Origin of the sequence: Streptomyces sp. NPDC014882, from assembly GCF_043081325.1 — a bacterium.
Classification (GTDB): Bacteria; Actinomycetota; Actinomycetes; order Streptomycetales; family Streptomycetaceae; genus Streptomyces.
On sequence record NZ_JBIBWL010000005.1, the window covers coordinates 124972 to 150587 of the forward strand.

22 protein-coding genes are annotated in these 25616 nt (G+C 73.5%); 12 read left to right on the plus strand and 10 right to left on the minus strand.

Annotated elements, in window-relative coordinates:
• Positions 1–8: 8 nt before the first annotated feature.
• The 5 genes from thrC to ACF09K_RS14210 all read left to right on the plus strand — a co-directional run bounded on the left by thrC (position 9) and on the right by ACF09K_RS14210 (position 5709).
• Positions 9–1292, plus strand: coding sequence for a threonine synthase (gene thrC, locus ACF09K_RS14190; protein ID WP_392243399.1), 1284 nt, complete (start codon positions 9–11; stop codon positions 1290–1292).
• The gene (locus tag ACF09K_RS14195; RefSeq protein ID WP_392243400.1) at positions 1289–1564 is read left to right on the plus strand and encodes a MoaD/ThiS family protein; all 276 of its coding nucleotides are present in this window, start codon (positions 1289–1291) and stop codon (positions 1562–1564) included. The genes thrC and ACF09K_RS14195 overlap by 4 nt, the downstream gene beginning before the upstream one ends.
• A gap of 465 nt (positions 1565–2029) precedes the next feature.
• The gene (locus tag ACF09K_RS14200) at positions 2030–2236 is read left to right on the plus strand and encodes a cold-shock protein (protein WP_007493268.1); all 207 of its coding nucleotides are present in this window, start codon (positions 2030–2032) and stop codon (positions 2234–2236) included.
• Positions 2237–2653: 417 nt separating this feature from the next.
• Positions 2654–4276 (plus strand): chaperonin GroEL, encoded by a 1623-nt coding sequence (gene groL / locus ACF09K_RS14205; protein ID WP_363086811.1) that lies wholly within the window; start codon positions 2654–2656, stop codon positions 4274–4276.
• Positions 4277–4545: 269 nt separating this feature from the next.
• Entirely contained in the window at positions 4546–5709 is a 1164-nt protein-coding gene (locus ACF09K_RS14210) for an NADH:flavin oxidoreductase (protein WP_392243402.1), read from the plus strand.
• 102 nt (positions 5710–5811) lie between these two features.
• Here ACF09K_RS14210 and ACF09K_RS14215 read toward each other — a convergent pair whose 3' ends face one another.
• From ACF09K_RS14215 to ACF09K_RS14230, 4 genes are all read right to left on the minus strand, one after another.
• Positions 5812–6378: a hypothetical protein gene (locus ACF09K_RS14215; protein ID WP_392243404.1), complete on the minus strand. Its 567-nt coding sequence runs from the start codon at positions 6376–6378 to the stop codon at positions 5812–5814.
• Between the two features lie 507 nt (positions 6379–6885).
• Positions 6886–8424 carry a PTS transporter subunit EIIC gene (locus ACF09K_RS14220; protein ID WP_392243406.1) on the minus strand — a complete coding sequence of 513 codons (1539 nt, stop codon included), beginning with the start codon at positions 8422–8424 and terminating at the stop codon, positions 6886–6888.
• A gap of 16 nt (positions 8425–8440) precedes the next feature.
• Positions 8441–9376, minus strand: coding sequence for an N-acetylmuramic acid 6-phosphate etherase (murQ, locus tag ACF09K_RS14225; RefSeq protein WP_392243408.1), 936 nt, complete (start codon positions 9374–9376; stop codon positions 8441–8443).
• Between the two features lie 51 nt (positions 9377–9427).
• Positions 9428–10312: a MurR/RpiR family transcriptional regulator gene (locus ACF09K_RS14230; RefSeq protein WP_392243410.1), complete on the minus strand. Its 885-nt coding sequence runs from the start codon at positions 10310–10312 to the stop codon at positions 9428–9430.
• A 55-nt stretch (positions 10313–10367) separates the two neighbouring features.
• On the opposite strand from ACF09K_RS14230, the gene ACF09K_RS14235 reads away from it, so the two are divergent.
• A complete protein-coding gene (locus ACF09K_RS14235) occupies positions 10368–10757 on the plus strand; it encodes a hypothetical protein (RefSeq protein ID WP_392243412.1) in 390 nt (129 codons plus the stop codon).
• Positions 10758–10764: 7 nt separating this feature from the next.
• Complete coding sequence (locus ACF09K_RS14240) at positions 10765–11034, plus strand: DUF4031 domain-containing protein (RefSeq protein ID WP_392243414.1); 270 nt, start codon at positions 10765–10767, stop codon at positions 11032–11034.
• Positions 11035–11047: 13 nt separating this feature from the next.
• On the opposite strand, the gene ACF09K_RS14245 is transcribed toward ACF09K_RS14240, so the two are convergent.
• Both ACF09K_RS14245 and ACF09K_RS14250 read right to left on the minus strand, forming a co-directional pair.
• Positions 11048–12154 carry a GNAT family N-acetyltransferase gene (locus ACF09K_RS14245; protein ID WP_392243416.1) on the minus strand — a complete coding sequence of 369 codons (1107 nt, stop codon included), beginning with the start codon at positions 12152–12154 and terminating at the stop codon, positions 11048–11050.
• Positions 12155–12180: 26 nt separating this feature from the next.
• Positions 12181–12891 carry a hypothetical protein gene (locus tag ACF09K_RS14250; RefSeq protein ID WP_392243418.1) on the minus strand — a complete coding sequence of 237 codons (711 nt, stop codon included), beginning with the start codon at positions 12889–12891 and terminating at the stop codon, positions 12181–12183.
• A gap of 118 nt (positions 12892–13009) precedes the next feature.
• On the opposite strand from ACF09K_RS14250, the gene ACF09K_RS14255 reads away from it, so the two are divergent.
• Positions 13010–13702 carry a copper homeostasis protein CutC gene (locus tag ACF09K_RS14255; protein ID WP_392243419.1) on the plus strand — a complete coding sequence of 231 codons (693 nt, stop codon included), beginning with the start codon at positions 13010–13012 and terminating at the stop codon, positions 13700–13702.
• A gap of 199 nt (positions 13703–13901) precedes the next feature.
• Here the strand turns inward: ACF09K_RS14255 and ACF09K_RS14260 are convergent, their stop codons facing one another.
• Positions 13902–15953: a HelD family protein gene (locus ACF09K_RS14260; protein ID WP_392243421.1), complete on the minus strand. Its 2052-nt coding sequence runs from the start codon at positions 15951–15953 to the stop codon at positions 13902–13904.
• Between the two features lie 320 nt (positions 15954–16273).
• Between ACF09K_RS14260 and ACF09K_RS14265 the strand changes: the two genes are divergently transcribed.
• Complete coding sequence (locus ACF09K_RS14265; RefSeq protein ID WP_392243423.1) at positions 16274–16516, plus strand: hypothetical protein; 243 nt, start codon at positions 16274–16276, stop codon at positions 16514–16516.
• 97 nt (positions 16517–16613) lie between these two features.
• Positions 16614–17006, plus strand: a complete 393-nt coding sequence (locus tag ACF09K_RS14270; protein WP_392243424.1) for a hypothetical protein — start codon at positions 16614–16616, stop codon at positions 17004–17006.
• 58 nt (positions 17007–17064) lie between these two features.
• Here ACF09K_RS14270 and ACF09K_RS14275 read toward each other — a convergent pair whose 3' ends face one another.
• A complete protein-coding gene (locus ACF09K_RS14275; RefSeq protein ID WP_392243426.1) occupies positions 17065–18708 on the minus strand; it encodes a DNA repair helicase XPB in 1644 nt (547 codons plus the stop codon).
• Between the two features lie 109 nt (positions 18709–18817).
• On the opposite strand from ACF09K_RS14275, the gene ACF09K_RS14280 reads away from it, so the two are divergent.
• Positions 18818–20377 (plus strand): recombinase family protein, encoded by a 1560-nt coding sequence (locus ACF09K_RS14280; protein WP_392243928.1) that lies wholly within the window; start codon positions 18818–18820, stop codon positions 20375–20377.
• A 272-nt stretch (positions 20378–20649) separates the two neighbouring features.
• On the opposite strand, the gene ACF09K_RS14285 is transcribed toward ACF09K_RS14280, so the two are convergent.
• Complete coding sequence (locus tag ACF09K_RS14285; protein ID WP_392243428.1) at positions 20650–21339, minus strand: hypothetical protein; 690 nt, start codon at positions 21337–21339, stop codon at positions 20650–20652.
• Positions 21340–22518: 1179 nt separating this feature from the next.
• Between ACF09K_RS14285 and ACF09K_RS14290 the strand changes: the two genes are divergently transcribed.
• On the plus strand, positions 22519–22791 hold the full coding sequence (locus ACF09K_RS14290) for an NUDIX domain-containing protein (RefSeq protein ID WP_392243430.1): 273 nt from the start codon (positions 22519–22521) through the stop codon (positions 22789–22791).
• A gap of 134 nt (positions 22792–22925) precedes the next feature.
• On the opposite strand, the gene ACF09K_RS14295 is transcribed toward ACF09K_RS14290, so the two are convergent.
• Positions 22926–25580 carry a helicase-associated domain-containing protein gene (locus ACF09K_RS14295; protein WP_392243432.1) on the minus strand — a complete coding sequence of 885 codons (2655 nt, stop codon included), beginning with the start codon at positions 25578–25580 and terminating at the stop codon, positions 22926–22928.
• Positions 25581–25616 lie beyond the last annotated feature (36 nt).

The following is a 25616-nucleotide window of genomic DNA, read 5'->3' on the forward strand; positions in this document are numbered from 1 at the left end:
CGCCTCACATGGCTGCGCAGACAGTTGCAAGCACCACGAACTCCGTCGACCTCGGTCCCGCCGCGGCGCTCTCCTGCCGCGAGTGCGGACACCGCGTGCCCCTCGGCCCGGTCTTCGCCTGCGAGGAGTGTTTCGGCCCGCTCGAGATCGCGTACGACTTCTCGTCCTACGAGGCCGAGGAGCTCCGCAAGCGCATCGAGGCGGGCCCCGCGAACATCTGGCGCTACGCGCCGCTGCTGCCCGTCCCGGCCGACGTGGCGGACAAGCCCAACATCAACCCCGGCTGGACCAAGCTCGTCCAGGCCGACAACCTGGCCCGCGAGCTGGGCGTCGACGCCGGCAAGCTGTTCGTCAAGGACGACTCCGGCAACCCGACGCACTCCTTCAAGGACCGCGTCGTCGCCCAGGCCATCGAGGCCGCCCGCGCCTTCGGCTTCACCACCCTGTCCTGCTCCTCCACGGGCAACCTGGCCGGGGCCGTCGGCGCCGCCGCCGCCCGCGCCGGTTTCCGCTCCTGCGTGTTCATCCCGCACGACCTGGAGCAGGGCAAGGTCGTCATGGCCGCGATCTACGGCGGCGAACTCGTCGGCATCGAGGGCAACTACGACGACGTGAACCGCTTCTGCTCCGAGCTGATCGGCGACCCGGCCGGCGAGGGCTGGGGCTTCGTCAACGTCAACCTGCGGCCGTACTACGCCGAGGGCTCCAAGACGCTGGCGTACGAGATCTGCGAGCAGCTCGGCTGGCGGCTGCCCGACCAGCTCGTCGTGCCGATCGCCTCCGGCTCGCAGCTCACGAAGATCGACAAGGGACTGCAGGAACTGATCGGGCTCGGCCTGGTCGAGGACCGGCCGTACAAGATCTTCGGGGCGCAGGCCGAGGGCTGCTCGCCGGTGTCCACCGCCTACAAGGCGGGCCACGACGTGGTCCGGCCGCAGAAGCCGGACACCATCGCCAAGTCCCTCGCCATCGGCAACCCGGCGGACGGGCCCTACGTGCTGGACATCGCGCGCCGCACCGGCGGCGCGGTGGAGGACGTGGACGACGAGCAGGTGGTCGACGCGATCAAGCTGCTGGCGCGGACCGAGGGCATCTTCGCCGAGACCGCCGGCGGCGTGACCGTCGGTGTGACGAGGAAGCTGATCGAGAACGGTCTCCTGGACCCGACGAAGACCACCGTCGTCCTCAACACGGGGGACGGCCTCAAGACCCTCGACGCGGTGGCCGGCACCGGCCTCACCGCCACCATCCGCCCCACCCTGGACTCCTTCCGAGAGGCTGGCCTCGCATGAGCGTGACCGTCCGCATCCCGACCATCCTGCGCACCTACACCGGTGGCAGGGCCGAGGTCCCGGCCGAGGGCGCGACCCTCGGCGAGGTCATCACCGACCTGGAGAAGAACCACACCGGCATCGCCGCCCGCGTCCTGGACGACCAGGGCAAGCTGCGCCGGTTCGTCAACGTGTACGTCAACGACGACGACGTGCGCTTCGAGCAGGGGCTGGACACGGCGACCCCGGACGGCGCCGGCGTCTCCATCATCCCGGCCGTGGCCGGCGGCTGACCGACCCTCCGTACCCGTCGGTAGTACCCGCTGGTAGTAACCGTGGGTAAGGTCAATTACCGAGAGTTCATCGAATTGCCCCCTCCGCGAGAGAAGCGGAGGGGGCAATTCAGTGTGGTTGAGCGCGGTAGGGTTGGGGAACGCGCCGCTCATTGCCCGCCGGCCGCGAAGGAGTTCCGCCGGGGCGGGCGATGAGAAACAGCCAAACTGTGCATGTGTTTTGCGCCTTTCCTTCCCTTTGCGGGGGTCGACTTGCCCTGAATTCGGGCGAATTCTCACTCTTCTGCGGACTCTTCACGTCCAGATTTCTCGTCCGATTGACCTGTTGCAGAGGGCAGTCGTGCGGATACATTCGGCCGCGGTCGACGCGTTCCGGCGCACGCCCCCAACCAACTGGGGGGTGAGGTCTGACCCGGATCCGCGAAGTGCGGATCTGTGCAAGGGCCAGTAATAGGGGAGTTAGGCATGGCTCAGGGCACCGTCAAGTGGTTCAACGCGGAGAAGGGGTACGGCTTCATCGCGGTCGACGGTGGTGCGGATGTTTTCGTCCACTACAGCGCGATCCAGATGGACGGATACCGCACCCTGGAAGAGGGTCAGCGGGTCGATTTCGAGATCTCGCAGGGCCAGAAGGGGCCGCAGGCGGACATGGTCCGGCTCGCGACCGGCTGAAGCACGCGCCGACTTGCAGCGACGTTCTTCTGTTCCACCGGCTTCATCAGCTCCACCGGCTTCACCGGCTTCACCGTCGAAGGGCTCGCACCTCCCGGGGTGCGAGCCCTTCGGCGTGTCCGCGGCCGCGCGCCGTCCGGAGCCGCCCGTGATCGCCTCCGGCCCGCGCGCGGCCGCCCGCCGGCGTCCGCCGCCACCCCCCGTTCACCTGCGTATCCCGGGGAGGCGCTTGCACTCGGCACAGGCGAGTGCTAATCATTGCGTTAGCACTCTGAAGGTGAGAGTGACAACGAAGGACCGGGTCGGTGAGGCCCGCAGGCCAGGTGGGGCAAGGAACCACGGGGCCGGCGAGCCGTCCGTCGCGGGCGCGGGCGCGGTCCGAAGGAATCACCCCCAGTCCTGGAGGGACCACTTCACATGGCCAAGATCATCGCGTTCGACGAGGAGGCGCGGCGCGGCCTCGAGCGCGGCATGAACCAGCTCGCGGACGCCGTCAAGGTGACGCTCGGCCCCAAGGGCCGCAACGTCGTCCTCGAGAAGAAGTGGGGCGCCCCCACGATCACCAACGATGGTGTCTCCATCGCCAAGGAGATCGAGCTCGAGGACCCGTACGAGAAGATCGGCGCCGAGCTGGTCAAGGAAGTCGCCAAGAAGACGGACGACGTCGCCGGTGACGGTACGACCACCGCGACCGTCCTCGCCCAGGCGCTGGTCCGCGAGGGCCTGCGCAACGTGGCGGCCGGCGCCAACCCGATGGCCCTCAAGCGCGGTATCGAGAAGGCCGTCGAGGCCGTCTCCGGTGCCCTGCTCGAGCAGGCGAAGGATGTCGAGACCAAGGAGCAGATCGCTTCGACGGCCTCCATCTCCGCCGCCGACACCCAGATCGGCGAGCTGATCGCCGAGGCCATGGACAAGGTCGGCAAGGAAGGCGTCATCACGGTCGAGGAGTCGCAGACCTTCGGTCTCGAGCTCGAGCTCACCGAGGGCATGCGCTTCGACAAGGGCTACATCTCGGCGTACTTCGCCACCGACATGGAGCGTATGGAGGCCGTCCTCGACGACCCGTACATCCTGATCGCGAACTCCAAGATCTCCAACGTCAAGGACCTGCTCCCGCTCCTGGAGAAGGTCATGCAGTCGGGCAAGCCGCTGCTGATCATCGCCGAGGACGTCGAGGGCGAGGCCCTGTCGACCCTGGTCGTCAACAAGATCCGCGGCACCTTCAAGTCCGTCGCCGTCAAGGCCCCGGGCTTCGGCGACCGCCGCAAGGCGATGCTGAACGACATCGCCATCCTCACCGGTGGCGAGGTCATCTCCGAGGAGGTCGGTCTCAAGCTCGAGAACACCTCCCTGGACCTCCTGGGCAAGGCCCGCAAGGTCGTCATCACCAAGGACGAGACCACCATCGTCGACGGGTCCGGCTCCTCGGAGCAGGTCGCGGGCCGGGTCAACCAGATCCGCGCCGAGATCGAGAACAGCGACTCGGACTACGACCGCGAGAAGCTCCAGGAGCGTCTGGCGAAGCTGGCCGGCGGCGTGGCCGTCATCAAGGCCGGCGCCGCCACCGAGGTGGAGCTCAAGGAGCGCAAGCACCGCATCGAGGACGCCGTCCGCAACGCGAAGGCGGCCGTCGAGGAGGGCATCGTCGCCGGTGGTGGCGTGGCCCTGCTGCAGGCCACCTCGGTCTTCGAGAAGCTCGACCTCGAGGGTGACGAGGCGACCGGCGCCAACGCCGTGAAGCTCGCCCTGGAGGCCCCGCTCAAGCAGATCGCCGTCAACGGTGGTCTCGAGGGTGGCGTCATCGTCGAGAAGGTGCGCAACCTGCCCGTCGGCCACGGCCTGAACGCCGCGACCGGTGAGTACGTCGACATGATCGCCGAGGGCATCATCGACCCGGCGAAGGTGACGCGCTCCGCGCTGCAGAACGCCGCGTCGATCGCCGCGCTGTTCCTCACCACCGAGGCCGTCATCGCCGACAAGCCGGAGAAGGCCGCGGCCCCGGCCGGCGGCGGCATGCCGGGCGGTGACATGGACTTCTGAGCCTGATCCGGCTCGGGTTTCCACCGAGGGCGGCATCCCCATCGAGGGGGTGCCGCCCTCGGGCGTTCCCGGGGTCCCGCCGTGCGGGGCGGCCCTGGCCGGCGTGGCCCGGATCACAGGGGCGGCGGGGGAGCGGGCGGAATGGCGGGAGCGGGAGGGCCGTTGAGAGGGGAGGGCAGTGCTTGCATGTGCACATACCATCCGGAATGTCCGCTGCTCCACGTCCGCCGCTCGATGTCCGCCGTGACCTCTCCGAGGAGTCCTCTGCCGTGACTGCCACCCCCGCCACCCCCGCCACCCCCGCCACTCCCGCCACCTCCCCCGCCGCCGCCCGCGCCGCCGAGGTCCTCGGGCGTCCCGTCTCCCTCAACGGCCTGACCGTGCCGAACCGCATCGCCATGGCGCCCATGACCCGCATGTTCTCCCCCGGCGGCATCCCCGGCGAGGACGTGGCGTCGTACTACGGCCGCCGCGCCGCCGCCGGTGTCGGCCTCGTCGTCACCGAGGGCACGTACGTGGGCCACGACTCCGCCGGACAGAGCGACCGGGTGCCGCGGTTCCACGGCGAGGAGCAGCTGGCGGGCTGGGCGAAGGTCGCCGAGGCCGTGCACGCGGGCGGCGGGACGATCATGCCGCAGCTGTGGCACATCGGCATGGTGCGCGAGCAGGGCCAGCCGCCCGTCGCGGACGCCCCCGCCGTCGGCCCCTCCGGCGTGCGCACGGACGGCACCGAGGGCACCGGCAAGGCGATGACCCAGCGCGACCTGGACGACGTCATCGGCGCCTTCGCCGAGGCCGCGGCGGCCGCGGAGCGCATCGGCTTCGACGGCGTGGAGATCCACGGCGCCCACGGCTACCTGGTCGACCAGTTCCTGTGGGCGGGCACCAACCGCCGCACCGACGCCTACGGCGGCGACCCGGTGTCCCGCACCCGGTTCGCGGCCGAGATCGTCGCCGCCGTGCGCCAGAGCGTGTCGCCGGAGTTCCCGGTCGTCTTCCGCTACTCGCAGTGGAAGCAGGACGCCTACGACGCGCGCCTCGCCGAGACGCCCGAGGAGCTGGAGGCCATCCTCGCCCCGCTCGCCGCGGCCGGTGTCGACGCCTTCCACGCCTCCACGCGCCGCTACTGGGTCCCCGAGTTCGACGGCTCCGACCTCAACCTCGCGGGCTGGACGAAGAAGCTGACCGGCCGGCCCGCCATCACCGTCGGGTCGGTCGGTCTCGACGGCGAGTTCTTCAAGGCCTTCCAGGGCGAGGGCTCCGGCCTCAGGAGCATCGACGACCTGCTCGACCGGCTGGAGCGCGACGAGTTCGACATGGTGGCCGTCGGCCGTGCGCTGCTCCAGGACCCGGAGTGGGCGGCCAAGGTCCTGACCGGCCGCCTCGACGAGCTGGAGCCGTACGACGCGGCGTCCCTGAAGACCCTGAGCTGACACGGACCGGACCGGATCAGACCGGGCCGGACCGGGCTGGACCGGACCGGACCGGACCGGGTCGAGGCCGACCGGTCCGATCCGCCGGGAGGGCGGCCCGGCCTACAGGTTGCCCAGCGGCTCGATGTCGGTCTTCACCGGGATCCCCCAGACGCGCAGCACCTCGTAGTCGGTGAACTCGTGCACCAGGCGGTAGGCCATGGCGGGGCGGGATCCCCGGCGCAGGGCGGCGAGGTACAGCTCGGCCTCGTGGCGGTCGCGCCGGGGAGTGCCGCACAGCTGCCACTCCTGGCCGTTCCACAGTTCCGGCAGCCAGCGCTGCTGGGGCTGGGGGCGGTCGCCGCGGACGCCGTAGCGGGACGGGGCGGTGGGGTGCGGGGCCTGCGGGGCGGGGCCGTTGAACTCGGCGCGCCGGGCCGCCCGCCGCCGGGTCTCGCACAGCAGGCACAGGTCGGGGGCGGCGTTGTCCACGGGTCCGTTGGGGTGCTCGGCGCACCGGGTGCTGGGCGCGGCCGAGGTCACGCCCTCCTCCAGGAGCTCCAGAGCGCGCCGCAGGTCCGCCTTGACCTCGTGCAGCTTGGCGTCGGGGGTGTCGGCGGTCAGGGCGTCCCCGTGCTCACCGAGCAGCCGCAGGGCGCGGCCCAGGTGGGTGAGCTGGGCGTGGTTCATGACGGGCGTCTCCGTTTCCTGCGGCGTGTCGTCCTGCGGCGTGCTGCCCCGGTGCGCGGTCCCGCCGCGGGTCCTCCCGCGGTCCGGGTGCGCGGCACCGGTGACCCAACCGTCGCACATCCCGCCGGCGGACCGGGGCGCGCCCGGTCCTTCCGGACCGACGGCCGGGCCGGACGGACCGGGCCGGCTTCCCCGGGCCGGCTTCCTCACCCGCGCCGCCCTCCGCGAGAAGAACCCGCCTTCCCCCGACGCCTCCGGGCCCGGCCGGGCCCGGCCCGGAGAGCACCCTCCGCGGACACCGGCTCCGGACGCCCCGCCGGCTCCCGCCCACTCCCGCCGTCCCCTGCCGGGACGGCGGCCACGGCGCCCGCCAGGACCCGGGTGGGGCATCGGCCGGGCCACGGCGCCCGTCAGGACCCGGGTGGGTTCACCGGCCGGGTCGTGGGGGTGGCCGGTGCCCGGGCGGGTTCACGGCCGGGTCGTGGGGCGGCCGGTCCCTGAGCGGGTTCACCGGACGGATCGTGAGGGCGGCCGGTCCCCGGGCGGTTCGTCGGCCGGGCGTCCGGAGCCGGCGGCCGCCATGACGTGGTCGGTGACGCCGAAGAGGTAGGTGGCGGCGAAGCCGACCGCGTACCCGGTCAGCAGGCCGCCCGCGTAGATCGCGAGGAGGGTGCCCCAGCCCCGGTTCCCGGCGAGCAGGGGGAAGAGGGCCCAGCCCGAGGGGCCGATCGCGGTCGCGCCGACCTTGTCGCCGAGCATCGCGAAGAAGCCGACGAAGGCCCCGCCGGCCGCCCCGCCCACGCAGGCCGTGAGGAAGGGGCGGCCCAGCGGCAGCGAGACGCCGTAGACGAGGGGCTCGCCGACGCCCAGCAGGCCCGCCGGGAGCGCCGACCTGATCGTCGTGCGCAACGCGGTGTCGTGGCGCAGGCGGACGTAGACGGCGAGGGCCGCGCCCACCTGGCCCGCGCCCGCCATCGCCAGGACGGGCAGCAGCACGGTGTGGCCCTGCTGCTCGATGAGCGTGGCGTGGATCGGGACGAGGGCCTGGTGCAGGCCCAGCATCACCAGCGGGAGGAACAGCCCGCCCAGGACCAGGCCGGCGAACGCGCCCGTCGTCGTCAGCAGCCAGTTCGCCGCAGTGCCGATGGCCGTCGAGACCGCGCCGGCCGCCCACATCAGGCCGTACAGCGTGGCCAGACCCGCGACGAGGACGGTCAGGGTCGGGGTCAGCAGCACGTCCAGGGCCGCCGGGACCCGGCCCCGGCACCCCCTCTCCACGCACGTCGCCAGCAGCGCCGCCGCCAGCGCGCCGAGGACCCCGCCCTGCCCGGGGGCGAGCGTCACCCCGAACGCCGTGACCTTCGCGACGCCCGGATACACCACGATCGCCGCCACCGCCCCGCCCAGCACGGGCGTGCCGCCGAACTCCTTGGCCGTGTTGACGCCGACGAACACCGCGATCAGCGCCATGAAGGCGGACGCCACGGCGGCCAGCGCGGGCGTCAGCCGGGGCAGCAGGCCGGCGTTGACCAGCAGCCCGTCGACGCCGGCGAGGACGCCGCAGCCGACCAGGGCGGGGACGAGGGGCACGAACACGGCGGCGAGGCGGCGCAGGGCGGTCCGGACGGGCGCGGCGTCGCGCCGCCACCGCGCGCCCTTCACCCCCGCGTCCCGCACCCCCGCGCCCTTCGTCCCCGTGTCCCGCGACCCCGTCGCCCCCGCGTCCCGTCGCCGCTCGTCCGTCGACCCCGCGTCCCGCGCCGCCGGTCCCGCCGTCACCGTCGGCCGTGCCGCGCGGACCAGCGCCTCGAACGCCGCCGTCACCCGCCCGACGACCCCCGGTCCGAGCACCACCTGGTACGAACCGCCGTCCACGACGAGCCCCAGCACCCCGGGCACCGCCCGCAGCGCCTCCTCGTCCGCCCGTGACGGATCGGCGAGTCCCAGCCGCAGCCGGGTCATGCAGTGGGCGACGGAGGTCACGTTCGCGGGGCCGCCGACCAGGGGCAGGAGCGCGGCGGCGGTGGCACGGTCATCGGTAGGCACCCGCTGAGCGTGCAGGTCAGGAGAGCGCGGCGACGACCGCGGCACGCAGATGGCCGCCGGACTCCTCCAGAAGGCGGGTGGCCGACGGCCCGTCGACCCCGGCGAGCAGCACGAGGATCGCGTTCTTCACCTCGCCGCCGGTGACCGTCAGGGCCCGTTCGATCTCCGCGTCGTCCGCGCCCGTCGCCAGCGCGACGATCCGCCGCGAGCGGGCCCGCAGCTTCTCGTTCGAGGCCCGTACGTCGACCATCAGGTTCCCGTACGTCTTGCCCAGCCGGATCATCGTGATCGTCGACAGCATGTTCAGCACCAGCTTCTGCGCGGTGCCCGCCTTCAGCCGGGTCGACCCGGTGAGCAGCTCGGGCCCGACGACCACCTCGATGCCGTGCTCGGTGGCCGCGGCCAGCGCACTGCCCGGGTTGCAGGCCAGCCCGACGGTCAGCGCGCCGGCCGAGCGCGCGTACTCCACCGCGCCGATCGCGTACGGGGTGCGCCCCGAGGCGGAGATCCCGACCACCGTGTCCTCGGCGGTCAGCGCGAGGCCGGCCAGGTCCGACCGCGCCAGCTCCCGCGAGTCCTCGGCGCCCTCGACGGACGTCGTCACCGCCCGCGGCCCGCCCGCGATGACCCCGACGACCCGGTCCGGGGCCGTGCCGAAGGTCGGCGGGCACTCGGACGCGTCCAGCACGCCGAGCCGCCCGGCCGTGCCCGCCCCGGCGTACACCAGCCGCCCGCCGTGCTCCATCCGCGCGGCGATCGCGTCGACGGCGGCCGCGATCTCGGGCAGCCGCGCGGCCACGGCGGCGGCCACGGTGGAGTCCTCGCCGTTCATGAGCCGGGCGATGTCGAGGGTGGACAGGCGGTCGATCTCGGCGAGTTCGGGCCGGAAGGCCTCGGTGGTGAGCGATCCGAGCTGGGTGCGCAGGTCGTCGGGGCGGGGGGCGGAAGTCATGGCAGCGGCTCTTTCTCTCCGGCGCGGGTCGGTCGACGTGTCTCCCACGGTCTACCGGTGCCGGTGCGCCAGGGCCTCGTACGACGCGGCCAGCGCCGGTGCCGCCGTGTCGTACGTGCGCTGCGCCACCCCCACGAACAGGCAGTCCACCACCAGCAGCTGACCGGTCCTGGACGACATCGCCGCGGGCCGCAGCTCGCTCTCCCGGGCCGTCGACGTCGTCAGCACCTGGTCCGCGTACTGCGTGACCGCCCCGCCCGGCCGCCCGGTGATGGCGACGGTCGTGGCGCCCTGCTCGAAGGCGACCCGCAGTGGTTCGACGACGTCCCGCGTCGTCCCGGAGTGCGTGATCGCGACGGCGACGTCCCCCGTCCGCAACTGCACCGCGTTCGTCACCGCGAGGTGCGGGTCGCTGTGCGCGTGGGCCATGAGCCCGATCCGCAGCAGCTTCTGCACGAGGTCCTGGGCGACGAGTCCGGACGCGCCGACGCCGTAGACGTCCGTCCTGCGGGCGGCGGCCACCGCCGCCACCGCCGCCCCGAGCTGCACGGTGTCGAGACCGGCGGCGGTGTCGGCGAGGGCCTGCCGTTCGTCGTGGGCGAGTTTGGCGACGACGTCCGCGATCGGGTCGTCGACCGCGATGTCGGTGGTGAGGGCGGGGGCGCGGCCCGACTGCTGCTGCGCCGCGAGCCCGGCGAGGGCGAGCCGCAGGTCGCGGTAGCCGGGGTAGCCGAGCAGCCGGGCGGTGCGCACGACGGTCGCCTCGCTGGTGCCGGTGCGTTCCGCGAGGCGCGTGACGGTGAGCGCCGCGCAGCCCGCGGGGTCGCCCGCGACGGTCTCGGCGACGCGCTGCACCGAGCGCGTCATGGACGGGGCCAGCGCGCGGACCCGGGCGGCGAGGGCGCCGCCGAAAATTTCCGTCACGTCCTGGGGCATCCGTGAAAAATATTTCCGTACCGGGAACGCGGTCAAGAGTGCGCACAATGGGTGCATGGACCCCTCCCCTCCCCGCATCAGCCCACTGGAACAGGCGTTGCACGCCGCGCGCGCCCTCGTCCTCGCCGACCTGGCCTCGGGCGAGGTGGCCGCGGCGGACGTGGTCTCCCTGGTCGAGGAGTCCGTGACGCAGCGGCGCTGGTGGGTGGAGCAGTGGCCGGACGGCGTGGCCTTCGTGACCGGACTGGTCGCGCAGGACGTGCAGGACGCCCTGCTGGAGCGCTACGGCCGCTGGCCGATCTGCCCGGTGTGCGGCTCGGGCGACCCGCACGCCCTGGAGGTCGAGCCCGAACTCGGGCCCGACCCGCACTGGGTGTGCCACCGGGCGGGCGTGAAGGTCGCGGCGGTGGGGGCGCTGGGGCCGGCGTCCGGCCGGACGGCGTGAGGCGCGCGTGACGATCTACGTCGACCCGCCGGACTGGCCCGGCCACGGGCGGATGTGGTCCCACCTCGTCAGCGACGTGTCCTTCGACGAACTGCACGCGTTCGCCGAAGGGTTGGGCGTGCCCCGGCGGGCGTTCGAACGCGACCACTACGACATCCCCTCGCACCGGTACCCCGACGTGGTCGCGGCCGGCGCGGTGCGGGTCAGCAGCCGCGAGGTGGTGCGACTGCTCACGGAGTCCGGACTGCGACGGCCCAAGGGGCGCCCCCGGGCGTAGGGACGGTGAGGTTTCAGGGGGCGGCGGGGGGTCGCGCGCGGCGCGTGTACAGCCGTGGCGTGTCGTCCTCCGGGAGGAACTCCCGCTCCACGTCGGCCCGGACGAACCCGGCGCGGGTCAGGACGTTCTGCGACGGGGTGTTCGCCTCCCGCACCGCCGCGCACAGCAGGCGTACGTCGTCGCGCGCGAGCGCCCACTCGGCGAGGGCGTCGACGGCCTCGGTGGCGTAGCCGTGGCCGCGGGCCGGCACCACGAGGTCGTAGCCGATCTCGGTACGGCCCTCCTCGTCGGGCGTCCCGTGGAAGCCCAGGCTGCCGACGGCCCGGCCGTCCTCCCTCCTCACGAGCGCGAACGCCCCGAACTCGGGCCGGTGCACCCCGGCGTGGTACGCCTTCAGCAGGCCGGCGGCGACCTCGCGGGTGCCCTCGTAGGGCGCGTCGCCGAGCCAGACGAAACCGCCGTCGCCGCCCGCGACCAGGTCGGCGGCGGCCGCCGGGGTGAGGCCTTCGAGGGTGAGGCGACCGGTGGGCAGGACCAGGTTGTTGTGCCAGCGCCAGCCGGTGACCGGGGCGCGGCCGGGCAGTTCGCCGCGGCCGGTGGCCCACAGCAGGGTCGGCCAGGGCTCGGGGCCCGGCCGCACGTGCGGGAAGATCCGGGTGAGGACGTCCTCGCACAGCCCGGCGGGCGGCTCGTACGCCAGGCCGAGGCCCTCGGCGATGTCGTGGGTGTGCAGGATGACCTCGGCGACGCCCATCGCGGCGAAGCCCTCGCGGTCCGCGCTGCGGAAGGGGTAGGGGTGGAAGGCGCGGACCCGGGGCGGGGTGGTGCGGACGACGGCGGCGAGCAGGGCGCCGGTGGTCTCGACGACGTCCAGGACGCCCGCCTGGCCGGCGTCCTCGTCGAAGGTGATCTCGAAGGGCGCGTACGCCGTCCGCGCCCGGCCCGCCAACTGCCCGGCGTAGGCGATGAGGTCACCCGCCACGTGTTCCGCCGTCCGCCGGCAGGTCCACTCCAGCCGGCCGGCCCTCACCCCGGTCCAGTCCTCGTCCGTCGCCGTCCGCAGCAGCTCCACGCTGCCCGCGACGGCCTCCGCCACCTGATCCCCGCCCCATGCGCGCATGACGGGCAGCGTAGGCGGGCGCGGGCTCAGACCGACAGCATGTCCAGCTCCGCGCGCAGGTTGTACCGGGCGGTCGCCTCCCACTCCCGCGCCCCGTACGGCGTGCGGAACAGCCGTGGCAGGCCCAGGAGATGCCGCAGCACGCCGGCCCGGCCCTCGCGGAAGGCGTCGTTCGGCACGAAGTGGTACTCCTCGCGGATCTTGGCCGTGTAGGCGGCGTACGCCGACGGCGGCGCGGCGAGGACCGCGAGGTCGGCGTCGCACAGCACCTGGCCGTCGCGGTCGCCGTCGGCCGGGTCGTGGGTGACGGTGAGCCGGACCAGCCGGGCCACCTCGGCGGTCTTCGCCGGCGGCAGTCCGGCCTCGGGGAGCGCGCGCTCGGCGAGGCGGGCGGAGCGCTCCTCGTTCTCGGAGCGGTCGGGGAGGTAGACGGCGTCGTGGAACCAGGCGGCCAGGCGGACCACGTCCGGGTCGTCGGCGTACTCCTGGAGCGTGTCGATCCGGTCGAGGACCGCGGCGAGGTGGGTGAGCGTGTGGTAGCGGCGCTGCGGCTCCCGCCAGCGGCGCAGGAGGTCGTCGGCGTAGGGGAGGGGGTCGGGGGCGGCCGGGCCGGCGGCGACCGGAGCGCGGGCGGCTTCCAGGGCGCGGCGGAAGCGGTCGCGGAGGACCTGCGGGGCGGGATCCCCGGCTCGGGGGCGGTCGGGCGCGGGACGGTCGGGTACGGGGTGGTCGGCCATGGGGTCATTCTCGCCCGGCCCGCCCGGTCCGGCCGGGGACGCGGGGGTGAGCGCGGCGGCTCACGGGCGTACCCTGGAATTGGACTAGACCTGTAGAGCCGTCGACGAATGGGGTCCCATGAGCAAGCGTGCAGTCCTGGAGGTGATCGCGCTCGACGCGCAGGACGCGGTCGCCGCCCAGGCCGGAGGCGCCGACCGCCTCGAACTGGTCACGGACATGGCCGCCGACGGGCTCACCCCGCCGGTCGCGGCCTTCGCCGCGATCCGGGCCGCCGTCGACATCGACCTGCGCGTGATGCTGCGCCTGACCGACGGGTTCGCCGCCGGGGACGTCGGGCGGCTCGTCCGGACCGCCGCCACGCTGCGGGCGGAGGGGGCGGACCAGTTCGTGCTCGGCTTCCTCGACGCGGAGGGCGGCGTGGACCTGGCCGCCGTCGAGCGGGTGGTCGCGGAACTGGACGGCTGCCCCTGGACGTTCCACCGGGCCATCGACCACACGGCCGACCGGGACGCCCTGCGCAAGCAGTGCGAGGCACTGCCCGGCCTGGACACCTACCTCACGGCCGGGTCCGCCGCGGGCGTCGACGACGGGCTGCCCGTGCTGGCCGCCGAGGCGGGCCGGCGCGGGGAGCAGGGGTACGAGCAGGAGGTCCTGGTGGGGGGAGGACTGCGGCTCGAGCACGTGCCGGCGCTGCGGGCGGCGGGCGTCGACGCGTTCCACATCGGCGGGGCGGCCCGGCCGGACGGCTGGGAGGGGCCGGTGTCGGCGGCGGCCGTGGGGGAGTGGCGGCGGGTGCTGGACGAGGGGTGAGGGGCCGCCGGGAGTGGGGGCGGTGCGGCGCCGCCCGGCGCCGCGGGGGCGCTCCCCCGCGCCCGGATTCACCCGAGCGGGGCCGGCCCACCGCCCGCCCTCCCGCGCCGCCGCACACCGTGCCGCTCCGCTCACCGGGCGGCCGGGCCGCCCGGGGCGTGCGGGCGGCCCGGCCCCTGCCGGAAGGCCCGAAAGCCCGCTACCGGTCGGCCAGTTGGGGCGGCAGGCCGGTGGCGTGGGTGACCACCAGTCCCGAGACGGCCCGGGTCAGCGCCACGTACAGGCGCCGCAGGCCCGTCCGTTCGTCCGGCTCGGCGTCCACCACCGCGCTCGGCTCGTCCAGGACGACGTGGTCGTACTCCAGCCCCTTGGCCAGGGAGGCCGGGACCAGGGTCAGGCGGATCTCCCGGGTGGTCTCCTCGCCGGGGGCCAGGAAGGGGATCCCCGCCGCCCCGAGGGCCTCCGCCAGCGCGGGCACGCGGGCGTCGGCCGCGATGAGGCCCGTCGACCCCTCGTTGCGGAGCGACTCCGCGCAGGCGGCGACGACGTCCCCGGCGTCCGACACCGCGCGGATCTCGAAGGAGCCGGGGTTCTCCCGGACGGAGGCGACCGGTGTCAGCCCCGGCGCGATGTGGGGCAGCAGCCGGGAGGCGTAGGCGATGACGTCCGTCGGCACGCGGAAACCGGCCGTCAGCTCCTCGACCACCGCGTCGGCCTTGCCGAGGTGGACGAGGGCCTCCTCCCAACTGCGCGTCGCCCAGGGCGTGGTGCCCTGCGCCAGATCGCCCAGGACGGTCGCGCTGCCCGTGGTGCAGCGGCGGCCGACCGCGCGGTACTGCATGGGGGACAGGTCCTGGGCCTCGTCGAGGACGACGTGGCCCAGGGAGGGCGTGCGCTCCACGAGGTCGGCGGCCTCGTCGATCAGCACCGCGTCCGCGGCGGACCACCGGGCCGACTTCACCGACCGCACCGGCTTCGCCCACAGGACCGTCCTCTGCTCGTCCCCGGTGAGGATCCCCGCCGCGTGCTCCGCGAGGAACTCCGCGTCCGTGAGCAGCCGCAGCACCAGCTTCGCCGGGTCGACGGGCGGCCAGACGGCCTTCACGGCGGCCTTGACGGCGCTGTTGCGGGCCACGGCGTCCTGCACCCGGTCGTCGGGCGCCTCCCCGGCCCGTTCCATCTGCACCAGCACGGCGTGCGCGACGCGCTGCGGGAGGGCGTCGCGGGCGGCGCCGTAGCGGATGTCGCGGTCGAGCAACTCGCGGACGATCTGCTCCAGTTCGTACGCCGGGACCCGCCAGCGGCGCGAGCCGCGGACGACGACGACCGGCTCGGCCGGCAGGGTGACGTGCGCGTACAGCGCCCGCCGCAGCACCTCGGCCATCCTCGCGTCGCCCTTGACGACCGCCGCCGCGGCCTCGTCGGCGCCCCGCACCTCGACGCGCGCGACGAGGTCGTCGACGGTGGCCTGGCGGACCGCCAGTTCCCCCAGGGCGGGCAGCACCTGCTCGATGTACCGGAGGAAGGACCGGTTCGGTCCGATGACCAGCGTGCCGGTGCGGGCCAGCCGCTCGCGGTGCGCGTACAGCAGGTACGCCACCCGGTGCAGGCCGACGGCCGTCTTCCCGGTGCCGGGTCCGCCCTGCACGCACACCGAGCCGCCCAGCCCGCTGCGGACGATCTCGTCCTGCTCGGGCTGGATGGTGGCGACGATGTCCCGCATCGGGCCGACGCGCGGCCGCTCGATCTCCCGCTGGAGCAGCTTGCTGGTGCCGGCCGTCTCGGCCGGGTCCGAGAGGTGCTCGTCCTCGTACGCGGTGAGGTCGCCGCCGGTGTAGCCGAAGCGGCGCCGCAGGCCGACGTCCATCGGGTCCTTCCGGGAGGCCCGGTAGAACGGCTGCGAGACCGGCGCGCGCCAGTCGACGACCATCGGGTCGCCGTCGTGGTCGTGGACGTGCCGGCGCCCGATGTAGAAGCGCTCCCCCTCCGCGCCCTCGGCCTGCTCGGCGCCGGGGGCGCGGAGGTAGTCCAGCCGGCCGAAGAACAGCGGGGTGTCGCTGAGGTCGGCGAGCTCCTTGATGCGGTCCGCGATCTGGCGGCCCAGGATCTGCGCGTTGACCCAGTTGGCGGTGACGTCGCTGATGTCGAGGGACTGCACGTCCTCGCGCATGGCCCGCAGCGCGGCGCGGGAGGCGGCGAGGTGGGAGCGCTCGCGGAGGAGCGGGTCGGCGGCGGACACGGGCGTGGACAAGGGGGTGCCTCCGGGCCTGCTGAGGGGGTGCTACGACGGGGGCCGTCCGGTTTCCGTCCGGACGGCGGCGCTCCGGCGAGGGAGGCGGGCAAGAGCGGAGATTCTAGGACCTGGGGGCCCCGCGATGCCAACGGGTTTCCTCCCGGCCTGCGCGGCCTGCGCGGCCTGCGCGGCCTCCCGGCATCGCCTCGCTCGTCCCCTAGGGGACAGGCCCCTTCCTCCCCGGAGGAGACGCTCCCCCTGAGGGTGGACGGGAAATCCACCCGAAGTGGACCCGGAGACCGATGCCGCCCTTATGTCCGCGATCGCACCATGGAGGCATGAGCGCAGCGACCTTCACCCCAGTCCCCGCCCCGGGCCGGCCGCCCGGCGCGACCTCCGTCACCGGCACCCCGCACCACCACCGCCTGGGCGACGCCCTGCACGCGATACGCGTCTTCGCGGGCGCAGCCTTCGACGTGGTGGTGCTCGGCGAGTACGGCGAGGAGGCCGGCGTCCGCCGCAGGCACCTCCTGCCCGCACCTCCTGCCGGCCCCGCCGCGCGGCTGAGCACGCGCGGCTGAGTACGCGGCCGAGCACATGCGGCTGAGTACGCGCGGCGCCCCCACCTGAGTACCCGCGCCGATGCCCGCCCGCACCGTCCGGCGGTTCACTCGGGGCATGACGACACCGCACCACGCGCCGTACCCGGGACCGCACGCGCACTTCGCACCGGTCCCCGCCGACCAGGACCGGCACGCCTGGGTGGCACCCCTCGTCGCGACCGTTCTCCTGGTCTTCCTGGGGCCGGCGGCCCTGTTCCTCGGCGGCATCTCGGCGATGGCGACCGACAGCTGCGGTCCCGACGACTGCTCGTCCGCGCTGAACACGTCCCTGAGCCTGGTCTACGGCATTCTCGAGTTCGGCGGCCCGGTCACCCTGGCCGCCTTCGTCGCCGCCTGGGCCCTGCCCTGGAAGCGCCGCTGGTCGGCTCTGCGCGCCTGCCTGGCCGCCGCGTCGCTGCTGCCGTCGCTGACCGTGCTGTTCCTGGTGCTCACGCTGCCCGCGCCGTAGGCCCCGCCCGGTCGGGCCGGCCGGGCGCCCCCGGTCCGCGCCGTAGGCCCCGCCCCGGTCAGACCTCCCCGGCCAGCAGCTCGTCCGCGTCCATGATCCGGTAGGCGTAGCCCTGTTCGGCGAGGAAGCGCTGCCGGTGGGCGGCGAAGTCCTGGTCGAGCGTGTCGCGGGCGACGACCGAGTAGAAGTGCGCCTGGTGGCCGTCGGCCTTCGGCCGCAGCACCCGTCCCAGCCGCTGTGCCTCCTCCTGGCGCGAGCCGAAGGTGCCCGACACCTGGATGGCGACCGTCGCCTCGGGCAGGTCGATCGAGAAGTTCGCGACCTTCGACACCACCAGCACGCTGATCTCGCCCTGCCGGAACGACTCGAACAGCTTCTCGCGCTGGGCGTTGGACGTCTCCCCCTTGATGACCGGCGCGTCCAGGTGCTCCCCCAGCTCGTCGAGCTGGTCGATGTACTGCCCGATGACGAGGATCTGCTGGCCGGCGAACCGCCGCACGATCGCCTCCGTCACCTTCCGCTTGGTCTCGGTGGTGGCGCAGAAGCGGTACTTCTCCTCGGCCTCGGCGGTCGCGTAGGCGAGCCGCTCGGAGTCCGTGAGGTTCACCCGGACCTCGACGCAGTCCGCGGGCGCGATGTAGCCCTGCGCCTCGATCTCCTTCCACGGGGCGTCGAACCGCTTCGGCCCGATGAGGGAGAACACGTCCGACTCGCGGCCGTCCTCGCGCACCAGCGTGGCCGTCAGCCCCAGCCGGCGCCGCGCCTGGAGGTCGGCGGTGAACTTGAAGACCGGCGCCGGCAGCAGGTGCACCTCGTCGTAGACGATCAGGCCCCAGTCGCGGGAGTCGAACAGCTCCAGGTGCGGGTAGACGCCCTTCCGCCGGGTCGTCAGCACCTGGTAGGTGGCGATGGTGACGGGGCGGATCTCCTTGCGCGTCCCGCTGTACTCGCCGATCTCCTCCTCGGTCAGCGACGTCCGCTTGATCAGCTCGTGCTTCCACTGCCGGGCGGAGACGGTGTTGGTGACGAGGATCAGCGTGGTCGACTTGGCCTGCGCCATCGACCCGGCCCCGACCAGCGTCTTCCCGGCGCCGCAGGGCAGGACGACGACCCCGGACCCGCCGTGCCAGAAGTTCTCCACGGCCTGCTTCTGGTAGGGCCGCAGCGCCCAGCCGTCCTCGGCCAGCTCGATCGGGTGCGCCTCGCCGTCGACGTACCCCGCGAGGTCCTCGGCGGGCCAGCCCAGCTTCAGCAGCGTCTGCTTGATCTGCCCGCGCTCGGAGGGGTGCACGGCGACCGTGTCCGGGTCGATCCGGGCCCCGACCAGCGGGGCGACCCGCTTGGACCGCAGGATCTCCTCCAGGACCGGCCGGTCCGTGGTGGTCAGCACGAGACCGTGCGCGGGGTGCTTGCTGAGCGTCAGCCGCCCGTAGCGGTCCATCGTCTCGGCGATGTCCACCAGCAGCGCGTGCGGCACCGGGTACCGGCTGAACTCCACGAGCGCGTCCACCACCTGCTCGGCGTCGTGCCCGGCGGCGCGCGCGTTCCACAGGCCCAGCGGGGTCAGCCGGTAGGTGTGGATGTGCTCGGGCGCCCGCTCCAGCTCCGCGAACGGCGCGATGGCCCGGCGGCACGCGTCGGCCCGCTCGTGGTCGACCTCCAGGAGCAGGGTCTTGTCCGACTGGACGATTAGGCAGGACACGCATACCTCCGCGGATAGGATTGGCACCGTGACAGACACCACACCTGCCACGGCTCGGGCCATGCCCCGTGCCCGGCGCCGGAAGGGCGTACCGGCCGGCGCGCCGGGGATGCGCGCCGCTATCTATGTTCGCCTATCGCGTGAAACGGACGAGACGACTTCTCCTGAGCGTCAGAGAGCGGCGTGCGAGGCGCTGTGTGAGGCACGTGGCTGGGACGTCATATTCGTCGAGGAGGACATCGATGTCTCCGGCTTCTCACGGGGCCTCGGTCGGCCGGGCCTGCAACGCGTCCTGACCAGGCTCGCCGAGCTGGACGTGATCGTGTTCTTCAAGATCGACCGGCTCGCACGCTCGACGGTCGACTTCGCGGAGATCATGCGACTTGCCGAGCAGGGGAGCGTCGCGCTCGCGTCGGCGACGGAGCCGCTCGACCTCACGTCGTCCATGGGCCGGGCCATGGCGAAGGTGATTGCGGTCTTCGCGGAGCTGGAGTCCGACACCATCGGCATGCGGGTGTCCACCGCGCATGAGCACCTGCGTCGCGAGGGCCGTTACACCGGTGGTCGTGTCCCGTACGGGTACATGGTCGTCCCGAACCCCAACGGTGCGGGCAAGGTCCTCACGGTCAACGAGGCCGAGGCCAAGACGATCAAGCGGATCGTGGAGCGGGTCCTGACCAAGGACTCGCTTATGCAGATCATCAACGACCTCAACAAAGAGGGCGTCCCGTCGCCCGGCCACTCCTCACGTCAGACCTCGGGCAAGCGCAGCGACTCCAAGCAGTGGTACACGACGACGCTGCGGAGTTTGCTGGGCAGCCCTCAGTTGCTCGGCCAGGTCATCGAGGACGGAAAGCCGATCCTGCGGACGGACGGGCTGCCCCTGGTCAACCGCCCGCCGATCCTCGACACGGACACCTGGCAGGCGCTCCAGGACGAGTTGGAGCGCCGGGCCAACCCCGGGGAGAAGCGCCGGGAGGGCACGTCGCTGCTGCGCGGCATCATGCACTGCGGAGTCTGCGGCGAGCGCATGTACACCTTCAGCGGGCGCAACGGTCAGCTTCGGTACCGGTGCATCGGCCCGTTGAAGTACCGCCAGCGGGCGGTCAAGGGGGAGGAGAAGCAGGGCGTGAAGTGCTACGGGCCGACCGTGGCCGGGGTGACCACCGAGGAGCACGTCACCGAGCAGTTCCTCGCGAAGTACGGGCACCTTGCCGTGATGCGGATGGTCCAGGAGGTGGGCGAGGACTTCCGCCCGCAGATCAGGCAGGCCGAGGAAGCGTTGGCCGACCTGCAAAAGGATCGCTACGACCGGGGCCTGTTCAGAGGCGACGACGGAGCGATCCGGTACGCGGAGCAGTACGCCAAGCTGGAAGAGCGACTGGCGACCCTGAAGGAGAGGCAGCGAACGGCGAAGCCGGGCGGCGTGAAGGCGGAGCCGACCGGCGAGACGCATGCCGAGCAGTGGAAGCGCTCGGACATGGCCGGTAAGCGGGATCTGCTGTTGAACGCGGGCGGCTACGTGGAGGTGGCACCCGCGCGGCGTGGCGGCAAGAAGCTGGACACGTCGCGTCTGTCGGTGCACTTCGGCGAGGAGGGGCACATGCGGCGAGCGGCAGCGACGAAGGAGAGCGGACAGGAGACCGAGGCGGCCGACGGCCAGGACTGACGCCGACGTCACCGGACACACGCAGCGGCGCCCCCACCGGACGAGGTGGAGGCGCCGCTGTCTGCGTTCCGATCAGAAGCTGTGCTGGAACCCGGAAATCTGTGACGCTCCGTGAGTCGTGGCTCATTCCGGACGCGTCAGGAGACATGAAGGGCCGGGTGTTTCCCGGACCTTCATAGTGGGGGGGGCGTGTGAGCTTGCCGCCTGCCCGCCGCGGCCGTGCGCCCGGCAGAAGTGGCTGCCGTCCTGCACGGACGCGGGTGCGGGTACGGTCAGCGCGGTACACGGCGGGCACGGCGCCAGGCGTTGCGCCAATGGCGCAATTGGTCCTTGCTGTTGACACCGACGACGCCCGCCACGACGACGATGAACCCCAGCCCGAAGATCCAGGAGAGGGAGAACCCTGCGAGGATCGCCATCCCCGCGAAGCTCACCCCGCTGTACATGGCGACCACCCGCTCGGCCAGTTCCGTGTACCGACTGGGCCCCTCGATCAGCAGCTCGCTCCCGAAGCTCAGTATGAACCAGCCGCCGACCAGGATCAGTGTGAGATAGATGAGTGTCCACAGCGGCCACGTTTTGTACAGTTCTTCCCACCGATAGTGCACGCTCTCCTGCCAGGCCCACACCTTGCCCTGCGAGTCGGCGACGACGACCTCCGAGCGGTACCGCTCACTCCAGTGCGGCGAGATCTCGAACGCCGGCTCCGAGGTCCCGTCGAGATACACGTCCAGCATGGACTCGCCCCACGCTCCGTGCAGCTTGACGATTTTTGTGATGGCGGCGGTCCGCGTCGGCAGGCACTGCTCGACACCACGCTCGGCGATACACGCCGCCACGACCCGTTGCTGGTGCTCGCGGTGGTGCGCCGGCCCGATGCGCCAGGCGCCCAGACCCACCAGGACCAACCCGAACACGATGTTGGCGACACACCATGAACGGCCGTTGCCTCGCCAGCGCATTCCGCAAGTAGAACAGCGAAAGGCGGAACCGTACAAGTAGCAGCGGATCCGCTGTTCCTGGCCCTCCGTCGCACTGCGGACCCGGAGCCCGCCGAGCGGACGCCCTCACCCGCCCCTCTGGCGAACGAACTTGCTCGCCAGTCACAGACGGTCACCGATCAAGGGATATGGCACAGCTTCTCGGGCGGCGTGCTGGTCGGGGTTGGACCAGGGGCGGGACGGACGCCGGCCAGGTTGGAGGGAAGCGGAGACATGCGGCCAGTGCCGGGTATGCCCGAGAGGACAGGAGTGCGGCCTTGTCGACGCTCGTTGGAGGCGCGGCCCCGCCGCTAGCCGGAGCTGAGCGCCGTTGACTACGGTCACTAGCGACAGCGGAGACGAAGATGGAGCCCCCGCCCGGCGGCCTGCCCGCTCCTACGGGGCGGAAGGTTGAAGGCTCGAACGCTGCAAGCCGTGCGGTGCTCCTGAGGTCGGCGGTGCCCCTTGGAAGGCTTACGCGGTCCCACTGTTGTCCTTTGCCTTGGATCGATGGCCGGTTCGCGACTCTCGGGCAGGCCGTGCAGGCATGGTGATGGCTCCTCGGTGATCATCGTTCCCCGCCCAAGGCTGACCCGAGTTCGCTCCGTGACGACGTCGACGCTCTCCCTCGGCGGGCCTGCGCACACTGACCAGGTGGACCACTCCACAGCTCGGACCTATCCGTTAGTGTGTGCATCACACCTGATCGCATGGACGATGAGTGGACCGTTCACGCGCGACACCCTTTCCTTCACGGCCGTGGCACGCGGCCAAACGTCCAGTGTGCCCTACCGGCCGCGACCGGGGCGGGGGTGAGCGGGAGTGGCCTTCATGACAGCCGCGGGCGAGCGGGTCGAACGAATCGAACGGATGGACGAACAGGATCGGGTGATCGGGGTGGTGGACCGCGGTGAGGCCGTCGCCCGCCACTAGGGCGTGTTGCGAAAGTAGCGTCGTCTGCCCGAAGGGCAGGCCCGGCGGCGTCTGGTGCGTGCGATCGCAAGGCGGAGGGTCGCCCCGATACTGGTTGTATCGGGGTGATCCCGACAACGCGGCGAGCGTGCGTGCCAGGCGTCGCCGGGCAGACGGGACTTTCGAAACACGCCCTAGCTGCACCGCGTCGCCACGACCGTCTGCCGGGACGCGCACGGCCGGTTCCCGGTGCACCGGCGGCCCGGGACCGCGTCCCGCTTCCCCGGCGCGTGCACCTGGCTGATCGGCGGAGCCGCCGAGCCCGCCGAGCCCGCCGAGTCCTGCGAGCGGGCCGCCGCCCGTGAACTCGCCGAGGAACTCGGCGTGCGGGCACCGGTCCGGCCCCCGTTCAGGTTCCCGTGCCGGGGAGCGATCAGCCCGTGCCGGCTCGGCGTCCACGAAGCCGTCGTCCCCGCGGACCTCACCCCGACCCGGCGGAGGTCGCCTGGCACGCCTGGGTGACGGGGAGCGAGCCGCGGGCCGTGGCCGCGCGTCCGACGTTCGTCCCCGACGGCGCCGAGGCCCTCCGCCGCCGTCCGGCCGGGGCCTTTCGTCCGGGTCGGACCGCGAGCCCGTCCTGATCCGGGCGGGAGGGACTACGCCTCGTCGTCCGCCGGCTCCGCCACTCCCGTGATCCGGTGCAGCGGGTACGTCCTGACCTCGTCCGCGGTGTGGTCGTACGCCGTCACGAAGCCGCCCTCCACCCGGACCGGGGCGATGACGCGCCGGCTGGCGGCCCCCTCGGCGTCGACGTAGCCGATCCACACGGCCTCGCCGGTGAGGACGGCGGCCTGCACGGTGGCGAGGGTCTCCGCGGGCGAGGTGCGGGGCAGGGCGCCGGGCGCCGGCGCCGTGGCGGCGCCGGCCGGCTTGCGGGGGGCCGTGGACGCCAGGTCACCGGCGCGGATCGCCCGGACCGCCGCCGCCAGCAGGGTGCCGTCGGGGACGGGTGGCCCCTCCGGCACCGGTTCCGGGGCGGTGCGGGGCGGGCTGCGGTGGGCGTCGGCGCGGGTGATCAGGACGTCGCCCTCCGCCGACTCGGCGGCCGGCGCGAACCCCATCGCCCGCAGCCCGTCGAGGAGGGCCGCCGGAGCGGCCTCGGCCGCCAGCACGGTCGGCGCGAGACGGCGCAGCCGCAGGGCGGCGGCCCGCTTGTCGGCGAGGATCTCGTTCAGCATCGCGTCGTCGTCGCAGCGGACGTACGCCGAGGCCGCGCCCACCCGGAGGTGCCCGTGCCGGCGCGCCACGTCGTCGATCAGGTACGCCAACGGCTGCGGGACCGGCGTACGGGAGTGCTCCGCGAGGAAGGCGTGCAGGTCGGAGGCGGTACGGCCGGCGTCCAGAGCACGGCGCACGGAACCGGGCGTGAAGCGGTAGACGGTCGCCCCGCCCTTCGACTCGACGTCGGCCAGCACGCCCAGCGTGTCGGCGAGCGGCCGGTGCAGCGGGCCCGGCGCCACCGCGGTGAGGTCCGCCTGGAGCAGCACGTGGTCCAGCGGCTCGGGCAGCAGCGGCGCCAGCAGCCGGACGGCGGCGGAGGCGGCGGCCTGCTCGGCGGCCAGGGGCGTCACGGCCGCGTCCGCGGCTGTGACGGTGGCGGTGGCTGTGTCCGGTACCAGTACCGGTGCCGGTGCCGGTGCGTGGTGGGGGAAGGGAAGCTTGTCGCCGGGCCCCTGCGCGGAGCCCGCACCCGCGTCCTGCGGCGAGCCCGTGTCCCGCGGGGAGGCGCCGCTTCGCCCGGTGGTGGTGCCGGCGGCCGGCCGGTCCGCCGCCGGGCCGAGGAGGGCCCGGCCCTGGGACGACAGGGCGCCCCGGCCCGTGACGCCCAGCAGCTCCGCCTCCGACAGGGTCCAGCCGGCCAGCCGGGCGCGCAGGTCGTCCTCGCGCCGGGGCCCGCGCAGGGGGCGCTCCCAGCTCAGCCGGGCGAGCACCGACCCGGCGGTCGGCGCGGTGCCCTCCGCGAGCCCGGCCAGCAGCGCCAGCACCCGGCGGCGCACCTCCGGCGCGGCCGAACGGTCCAGGCCCGGACCGAGCGCCGACAGCGTCCGCTCCTTCGCGTCCCGCCCGCCGACCAGCCCGGGCGTCCGGGTACCCGCCAGCCAGGCCTGGGCCAGCCGGACCCAGCGCTCGGCGGCCGGACGCTCCAGCCACTCGTCGTAGGCCGGGGTGGCCGCGTACCGCTCGTCGGCCTCGCCGTCGGAGGCGATCAGTCCGGCGGCGTACGCCAGCTCCACCCAGAACGCGGCCATCGGCTCCGGCACGTCCAGGGCGACCGCCGTCCGCTTCAGGTCCCGCTGGCTCAGCCCGCCCGCGCGCAGCACCGCGGGGCCGCCCTCGTCCCACTCCTTCAGCAGCTCCTCGACGGTCGCCAGCGCGGTGTACGCCTGCCCCGCCGCGGCCGCGTCCACCACCTGCGGACGGTGCGCCGCGGCCGGCTCGACGGCGGGCGGCACCGGCTCCGGCACGCGATGCGCGCGGCCGGCCCGCAGGTGCAGGGCCACCTCGCGCGGCAGGACGACCGTGCCGGGCGAGGTAGGCAGCAGCAGCCCCCGGTCCAGCAGCCAGCGCAGCCGCGCCCCCGGCTCGGCGGTGACCTGCCCGTACGGCGGCCCCCACACCAGCCGGTCCAGCACCTCGAGGGACTCGGCGGGGGCCTCGGCGAGCAGCGCGTCCATCGTCCGGCGGTCGCCGAACAGGCCGGCCAGCGCGGCGGCCGCGGAGACGGGGTCGTGGGTGGACGGCAGCCCGGCGGCCGTCACGATCTCCTGGATCCGGCCCGGCGACATGCCCGCGGTGGCCTCCCGCACGGACGGGCCGAGCCCGGTCGGCGAGGGGTGCTGCGGGGACGGGGCGAGCAGCTCGCGGGCGGTGCGCACCAGCCGGAGCCGGTCGTCGTCGCCCCAGACCAGGGCCTGCTCCCGCAGCACGGCCACCGCCCCCGGGAGGGCGGCCTCGACGGCCGCGTCCCGCTCGTCCCCGGCCATCAGCCCCAGCAGCTCCCCGTACGCCGCCGGTTCCGCCGCCACGGCCAGCGCCTCCGCCGTCTGGAGCGTGAACCGGTCCAGCCGCTCCAGGGCCCGCACCACCGACGCACGGGTCCCGGCGCGGGTGGCGAGCTGGGTGAGGTCGGTGGGGACCGGCGTGACGAGGTCGGGGCGGGCACGCAGGAGCGCGGCCAGGGACGCGTCGTCCCGGGCGCGGAGCGCCTCCGCGAGGGAACGCGGGGCCGAGGGCTTCTCGTCGCTGCTCATCCGCTCCACGGTAGCGGGTGGCGGCCGCGCGGAGAG